The organism is Cellulomonas sp. P4_B5_2, assembly GCF_056402235.1.
Genome location: NZ_JBFUHU010000276.1, coordinates 1 through 5,165 on the forward strand (window position 1 = coordinate 1; position 5,165 = coordinate 5,165).

The 5,165-nt window shown below is 70.9% G+C and carries 2 protein-coding genes and 1 pseudogene; all 3 read right to left on the minus strand.

The window, feature by feature from the left end; all coding sequences use genetic code 11:
* Nucleotides 1–133: 133 nt before the first annotated feature.
* Entirely contained in the window at nt 134–3,883 is a 3,750-nt protein-coding gene (locus AC1DUQ_RS17295) for a multifunctional oxoglutarate decarboxylase/oxoglutarate dehydrogenase thiamine pyrophosphate-binding subunit/dihydrolipoyllysine-residue succinyltransferase subunit (protein ID WP_477074214.1), read from the minus strand.
* Nucleotides 3,884–4,158: 275 nt separating this feature from the next.
* Nucleotides 4,159–4,968, minus strand: a complete 810-nt coding sequence (locus AC1DUQ_RS17300; protein WP_477060532.1) for an ABC transporter permease — start codon at nt 4,966–4,968, stop codon at nt 4,159–4,161.
* Nucleotides 4,968–5,165, minus strand: a pseudogene (locus tag AC1DUQ_RS17305) (ABC transporter ATP-binding protein); the annotation flags it as partial. The pseudogene AC1DUQ_RS17305 and the gene AC1DUQ_RS17300, both read right to left, overlap by 1 nt.

The window sequence follows — 5,165 nt, forward strand, 5'->3', positions numbered from 1 at the left end:
CCCCGGTGGGGGTGCGGCTCCCGGTCGACCGGAGGTCAGCGCTGGAAGGCGGTCTCGACGAGGTTGGCCTGCTGCGCCTGGTGCTTCTTGGCGGACCCCCCCGGTGGGGGTGCGGCTCCCGGTCGACCGGAGGTCAGCGCTGGAAGGCGGTCTCGACGAGGTTGGCCTGCTGCGCCTGGTGCTTCTTGGCGGACCCGGCAGCCGGCGACGCCGACTCCTTGCGGGACACCACCCGGAGCGTGCGGCTCAGCAGCTGCGGCAGGTGCATGGACAGGAACGTCCACGGGCCCTGGTTGCGCGGCTCGTCCTGCACCCACACCAGCTCGGCCCCGTCGAACGGCGCGACCGCGGCGCGGACCGCCTCCGCGTCGAGGGGGTAGAGCTGCTCCAGGCGGACGATGGCCGTGTGCTCGTCGCCCGTCTTCACGCGGTGCGCGAGCAGGTCCCAGTAGACCTTGCCCGAGCAGAGCAGCACGCGGGTGACCTGCCCGGCCTTGGCGGCCGCGAGCTGGTCGCCGATGACCGTGCGGAAGGTGCCGGTCGTGAAGTCCTGCACGTCCGAGGACGCCGACTTGAGGCGCAGCATCGACTTCGGGGTGAACACTACGAGCGGGCGACGCGGCCGGGCGTAGGCCTGACGTCGCAGCAGGTGGAAGTGCGACGCGGGGGTCGACGGCTGCGCGATCGTCATGTTGTCCTCGGCCGCGAGCTGCAGGAACCGCTCGATGCGCGCCGACGAGTGGTCCGGCCCCTGGCCCTCGTACCCGTGCGGCAGGAGGAGCACGACCGACGACCGCTGCGCCCACTTCTGCTCGGCCGACGAGATGAACTCGTCGATGATCGTCTGGGCGCCGTTGACGAAGTCGCCGAACTGCGCCTCCCAGAGCACCAGGGCGTCGGGACGCTCGACCGAGTAGCCGTACTCGAACCCGAGCGCGGCGTACTCCGAGAGCGACGAGTCGTAGACCCAGAACTTCGCCTGGTCGGCCGACAGGTAGAGCAGGGGAGTCCACTCGGCACCGGTCTCGCGGTCGTGCATGACCGCGTGCCGCTGCACGAAGGTGCCGCGCCGCGAGTCCTGCCCGGCCAGCCGGACGGGAGTGCCCTCGACGAGCAGGGAGCCGAACGCGAGCAGCTCGCCGTAGCCCCAGTCGATGCCGCCCTCGCGGGTCATCGCCTCGCGCTTGGCCAGCAGCTGCGCCAGCTTGGGGTGGACGGTGAAGCCCTCCGGCGGGCGCACGTGCGCGCGGCCGATGCGCTCCAGCGTGCCGGCGTCGACGGCGGTCTTCCAGCCGACCATGACGCCGGCGTCCTCGAGCTGCGACTCCGGGCGCTCCAGGCCCTTGACGGCCTCGGCCTCGGGAGGGGCGGGCAGGTACCCGTCCTCGCGCGTCTCGGTGAACACCCGCTCCAGCTGCGACTGGTAGTCCTGCAGCGCCTGCTCGGCGTCGGAGATCGTGAGGTCCCCGCGCGCCACCAGCGTCTCGGTGTAGAGCTTGCGGACGGAGCGCTTGGCCTCGATGAGGTTGTACATGAGCGGCTGCGTCATCGAGGGGTCGTCGCCCTCGTTGTGACCGCGGCGGCGGTAGCAGACCATGTCGATGATGACGTCGCGGTCGAACTGCTCGCGGTACTCGAACGCCAGCTCGGCCACCCGCACGCACGCCTCGGGGTCGTCCCCGTTGACGTGGAAGATCGGCACCTGCAGGCCCTTGGCCACATCGGTCGCGTACTGCGAGGAGCGCGACGACGACGGGCCCGTGGTGAAGCCGACCTGGTTGTTGATGATCAGGTGGATGGTGCCGCCGGTGCGGTACCCGCGCAGCTGCGCCAGGTTGAGCGTCTCGAACACGACGCCCTGGCCGGCGAACGCCGCGTCACCGTGGATGAGGATCGGCAGCACGGAGAAGCCGTCGCCACCGAGGTCGATGCGGTCCTGCTTGGCGCGCACGATGCCCTCGAGCACCGGGTCGACCGCCTCGAGGTGCGACGGGTTGGCGGCCAGGTACACCGCGGTCGTCGCGCCGGACTCGGCGGTGAACGTGCCCTCGGTGCCCAGGTGGTACTTGACGTCGCCCGAGCCCTGGACCGACTTGGGGTCCTGGTTGCCCTCGAACTCGCGGAAGATCTGCGCGTAGGACTTGCCGGCGATGTTGGCCAGGATGTTCAGCCGGCCGCGGTGGGCCATGCCGATGCCGACCTCGTCGAGACCGTTGTTGGCGGCCTTGGACAGGATCGCGTCGAGCAGGGGGATGACCGACTCGCCACCCTCGAGCGAGAACCGCTTCTGCCCGACGTACTTGGTCTGCAGGAAGGTCTCGAAGGCCTCCGCAGCGTTGAGGCGGCGCAGGATGCGCAGCTGGTCCTCGCGCGGGGTGCGGGCGTAGCCGGACTCGAGGCGCTCCTGGAGCCACTTGCGCTGGCGCGGGTCCTGCAGGTGCATGTACTCGCTGCCCACCGTGCGGCAGTACGAGTCGCGCAGCAGGCCGAGGACCTCGCGCAGCTTGGCGCGGGGCTTGCCCGTGAAGCCGCCCGTGGGGAACGAGCGGTCCAGGTCCCAGAGCGTCAGCCCGTGGGTCTGCACGTCCAGGTCGGGGTGCTTGCGCTGGCGGTAGGCCAGGGGGTCGGTGTCGGCCATGAGGTGGCCGCGCGACCGGTAGGAGTGGATGAGCTCCGCGATGCGCGCGGGCTTGATGGCCTCGGCGTCGGGGTCGGCGGCCTCGCGCACCCAGCGGACCGGCTCGTACGGCACGCGCAGCGACGCGAACACGCGGTCGTAGAACCCGTCCTCGCCGAGCAGCTTGCGGCCGATGATGCGCAGGAAGTCGCCCGACTGGGCGCCCTGGATGATCCGGTGGTCGTAGGTCGAGGTGAGGGTGAGCACCTTCGACACGCCCATCTTGTTCAGCGCGTCCTCGGACGTCCCGGCGAACTCCGCGGGGTAGTCCATGGCGCCGACGCCGATGATCGTGCCCTGGCCCTGCATCAGGCGCGGGACCGAGTGAACCGTGCCGATCGTGCCCGGGTTGGTCAGCGAGATCGTGGTCCCCGCGAAGTCCTCGACGGTGAGCTTGTTGCCGCGCGCACGACGGACGACGTCCTCGTAGGCGGTCCAGAACCCGGCGAAGTCCAGCGTGTCGGACTTCTTGATCGACGGGACGAGCAGCTGGCGCGTGCCGTCGGGCTTCGCCAGGTCGATCGCGATGCCCACGTTGACGTGCGCGGGCGTCAGGACGCTCGGCTTGTCGTCGTGCAGCGTGTAGGAGGTGTTCATCGCCGGCATCTCCGCCAGCGCCTCGACCAGCGCGAAGCCGATGAGGTGCGTGAACGAGATCTTTCCGCCGCGACCACGGGCGAGGTGGTTGTTGATGACGATGCGGTTGTCGACCATGAGCTTGGCCGGGACGGCACGCACGGACGTGGCGGTCGGGACCTCGAGCGAGGCCTCCATGTTGKTCACCACGCGCGCGGCGGGGCCGCGCAGCTTCTGGATGTCGTCGGCGGCCTCGGCCTCGTCGGCGGCGGAGCTGCGCTGCGCCACCTGGGCGTAGGGCGCGGTGGCCGGCTGCGCGGTGGCGATGGGCGACGTCACCGCGGGCGGCTCGACGAAGGTGGCCGGCTGGGCGGGGGCCACGGGAGGCGCGGCCGGCGCGGGGGCCGGGGCGACCTGGACCGGCGTCGGCTTCGTCGCCGGGGTGCCGTTCACCGCTGCGGGAGCGGGAGCCGATCCGTTGGCGGAGGCGTCCTCGGGCTTGTAGCCCTCGAAGAAGTCCCACCACGCCGGGTCGACCGAGTTCTTGTCCCTCTGGTACTGCTCGAACAGCTCGTCCACGAGCCACTCGTTGGCGCCGAAAACGGCACGCGTCGAGTCAGGATCCGCCATCTGGGTCACGCTGGGATCGCCCACTTCCGCTGCGGTCCGCGACCGCGCCTTTGCTGGTTGGGTTGCCACTTCTGTTGATGACAACACTACGGCCTGCGAGCGCTCGGCCCCGCCTCAGGACGGCTGTTCGGGACGTATCCGCAGCCGTCTTCACCTGGTCAGCACACCCGGGTCAACACGGGGCAACGTGCCAGTTCGGGGGACCTCAAGGTGGGGTTGTCGGCACCYCTGCGAGGTCATGCTTGTGCACACCCGCTCACGGCGGGTGCACGCGGTCACGTGATGTCGCGGCGGAACGTCGTCAGGCGCCCCACGAGGGCCAGCCCGAGGCCGTACGCGAGGAGCACGAGTGCGCCCTGCCACCACTCGAGGAGGGTGCCGACACCGGTCTCCGAGTAGAAGCTGCCGCCGGAGATCGCCTCCCCGGCCGCACCCGGCAGGTACGCGGAGATGCCTGCCCCCCAGCTGGTCAGCCCGAGCACGAACCGCAGGACCGGCTCGACGAACTGCGTGAAGGCCAGCACCACGACGATCACGGCGACCTGGTTGGTGAGCACCGAGCCGAACCCCACGCCGACGATCGCCCACAGGGCCAGAGCCAGCACCGACAGCCCGATCGTCCGCCAGGTCGAGGCCTGGTCGAGGAACGTGGGCTTGTCCAGCAGCGTCAGCACGGCAGCGCCGGCGCCGACCGCGGCGAGCGTGCCGACGAGCCCGTAGACGAGGCCGAGGACGCCTGCGGAGATCACCTTGGCGGACACCAGGACGGTCCGGCGCGGCTCCGCGAGCAGGGTGGGCGTGATCGTCTGGTGCCGGAACTCGGAGGCGACGGCCAGCGCGCCGACGACCAGCGGGAAGACGTAGCCGAACGTCACGGCGATCGTGTAGACCGCCCGCACGACGGCGTCGGGCGCCAGCACCAGGTCGTCCTGGCCGGTGCCGCTGGTCATTCCGCCGCCCTGCGTGATCCCCCACCCGAGCACGGCCGCCAGGAACGCCATGTAGACGGCCATGGCCAGCAGGAGGATCCACCACAGGCGGGTGGTGACGAGCTTGCGGTACTCGGTGACCAGCGCGGCGCGCATCAGGCCACCGCCGACTCGACGGAGCCCACCAGCTGCAGGAACAGTCCTTCGAGCCCTGGGTCGCGGCTGGACAGCTCGTGCAGCTCCACGCCGGCGGCGAACGCGGCCGCACCGACCGTGGCGGCGTCGACGTCCCACAGGTCCGCCACCCGGGGGTCGCCCGCGTCCGTGCGGGTCCACGCGGACCGGTCCACGAG

Excerpts from the sequence above, each read along its gene's own strand:
- AC1DUQ_RS17300 (WP_477060532.1), bottom strand. The coding sequence starts at position 4,968 with ATGCGCGCCGCGCTGGTCACCGAGTACCGCAAGCTCGTCACCACCCGC.